This window comes from Fictibacillus terranigra (assembly GCF_030412265.1).
Lineage (GTDB): Bacteria > Bacillota > Bacilli > Bacillales > Fictibacillaceae > Fictibacillus_C > Fictibacillus_C terrinigri.
The window spans coordinates 1-2,844 of the sequence record NZ_JAUHLN010000016.1; the positions used below are offsets into that span (position 1 = coordinate 1).

Genomic DNA, 2,844 nt, shown 5'->3' on the forward strand with positions numbered 1-2,844 from the left:
CATGTTCCTTGAAAACTAGATAACGAAACATCCAAACAAGCCAACTAATTCATTAGTTGTGCGCTGATTATGCAATACCCATGATCTTGCGATCATGTTAAAGGTTAAGCTAGAAAGGGCGCACGGTGGATGCCTTGGCACTAGGAGCCGAAGAAGGACGGGACGAACACCGATATGCCTCGGGGAGCTGTAAGTAAGCATTGATCCGGGGATTTCCGAATGGGGGAACCCACCATCCGTAATGGGATGGTATCCATATCTGAATACATAGGATATGAGAAGGCAGACCCGGGGAACTGAAACATCTAAGTACCCGGAGGAAGAGAAAGCAAATGCGATTTCCTGAGTAGCGGCGAGCGAAACGGAAACAGCCCAAACCAGAGGGCTTGCCCTCTGGGGTTGTAGGACACTCAACATGGAGTTACAAAGGAACGGGGTAGATGAAGCGGTCTGGAAAGGCCGGCCAAAGAAGGTAACAGCCCTGTAGTTGAAACTTCGTTCCCTCCTGAGTGGATCCTGAGTACGGCGGGACACGTGAAACCCCGTCGGAATCCGGGAGGACCATCTCCCAAGGCTAAATACTCCCTAGTGACCGATAGTGAACCAGTACCGTGAGGGAAAGGTGAAAAGCACCCCGGAAGGGGAGTGAAAGAGATCCTGAAACCGTGTGCCTACAAGTAGTTGGAGCCCTATGATTTTTTCTTCGGAAAATATCAGGGTGACAGCGTGCCTTTTGTAGAATGAACCGGCGAGTTACGATAACGTGCAAGGTTAAGCTGAGAAAGCGGAGCCGCAGCGAAAGCGAGTCTGAACAGGGCGCCACAGTACGTTGTCGTAGACCCGAAACCGTGTGATCTACCCATGTCCAGGGTGAAGTTCAGGTAACACTGAATGGAGGCCCGAACCCACGCACGTTGAAAAGTGCGGGGATGAGGTGTGGGTAGGGGTGAAATGCCAATCGAACACGGAGATAGCTGGTTCTCCCCGAAATAGCTTTAGGGCTAGCCTCGCGGCTAGAGTCCTGGAGGTAGAGCACTGATTGGACTAGGGGCCCCCACAGGGTTACCGAATTCAGTCAAACTCCGAATGCCAGAGACTTATCCGCGGGAGTCAGACTGCGAGTGATAAGATCCGTAGTCAAGAGGGAAACAGCCCAGACCATCAGCTAAGGTCCCAAAGTATACGTTAAGTGGGAAAGGATGTGGAGTTGCCCAGACAACCAGGATGTTGGCTTAGAAGCAGCCACCATTTAAAGAGTGCGTAATAGCTCACTGGTCGAGTGACTCTGCGCCGAAAATGTACCGGGGCTAAACGTATCACCGAAGCTATGGATTGTACCGTCAGGTACAGTGGTAGGGGAGCGTTCGAAGTGCGGTGAAGTCAGACCGGAAGGACTGGTGGAGCGCTTTGAAGTGAGAATGCCGGTATGAGTAGCGAAAGACAAGTGAGAATCTTGTCCATCGAAAGCCTAAGGTTTCCTGAGGAAGGCTCGTCCGCTCAGGGTTAGTCGGGACCTAAGCCGAGGCCGAAAGGCGTAGGCGATGGCCAACAGGTTGAAATTCCTGTACCACCTCCTTTCCGTTTGAACGACGGGGGGACGCAGGAAGGTAGGGAGAGCGCGCGAATGGAAATGCGCGTCTAAGCAGTAAGGCTGATTGTGAGGCAAATCCCGCAATCGTGAAGGCTGAGCTGTGACGGCGAGGGAAATTACAGTACCGAAGTCCCTGATCCTACACTGCCAAGAAAAGCCTCTAGTGAGGAAAGAGGTGCCCGTACCGCAAACCGACACAGGTAGGCGAGGAGAGAATCCTAAGATGATCGGGAGAACTCTCGTTAAGGAACTCGGCAAAATGACCCCGTAACTTCGGGAGAAGGGGTGCTCTGGTAGGGTTAACCGCCCGAGAGAGCCGCAGTGAATAGATCCAAGCGACTGTTTAGCAAAAACACAGGTCTCTGCGAAGCCGCAAGGCGAAGTATAGGGGCTGACACCTGCCCGGTGCTGGAAGGTTAAGAGGAGGGGTTATCCCTTGCGGGAGAAGCTCTGAATTGAAGCCCCAGTAAACGGCGGCCGTAACTATAACGGTCCTAAGGTAGCGAAATTCCTTGTCGGGTAAGTTCCGACCCGCACGAAAGGTGTAACGACTTGGATACTGTCTCAACGAGAGACCCGGTGAAATTATAGTACCTGTGAAGATGCAGGTTACCCGCGACAGGACGGAAAGACCCCATGGAGCTTTACTGCAGCTTGATATTGGATTTTGGTACAGTTTGTACAGGATAGGTAGGAGCCTGAGAAGTCGGAGCGCCAGCTTCGATGGAGGCGTCGGTGGGATACTACCCTGACTGTATTGAAATTCTAACCTTGAACCGTGATCCGGTTCGGAGACAGTGTCAGGTGGGCAGTTTGACTGGGGCGGTCGCCTCCTAAATCGTAACGGAGGCGCCCAAAGGTTCCCTCAGAATGGTTGGAAATCATTCGCAGAGTGTAAAGGCACAAGGGAGCTTGACTGCGAGACCTACAAGTCGAGCAGGGACGAAAGTCGGGCTTAGTGATCCGGTGGTTCCGCATGGAAGGGCCATCGCTCAACGGATAAAAGCTACCCTGGGGATAACAGGCTTATCTCCCCCAAGAGTCCACATCGACGGGGAGGTTTGGCACCTCGATGTCGGCTCATCGCATCCTGGGGCTGAAGTAGGTCCCAAGGGTTGGGCTGTTCGCCCATTAAAGCGGTACGCGAGCTGGGTTCAGAACGTCGTGAGACAGTTCGGTCCCTATCCGTCGCGGGCGCAGGAAATTTGAGAGGAGCTGTCCTTAGTACGAGAGGACCGGGATGGACACACCGC

The 2,844-nt window shown here is 53.2% G+C and carries 1 rRNA gene; it reads left to right on the top strand.

Annotated features, from left to right (window positions below):
* Window positions 1-102: 102 nt before the first annotated feature.
* Window positions 103-2,844: ribosomal RNA gene (locus QYF49_RS25610) — 23S ribosomal RNA — on the top strand; the annotation flags it as partial.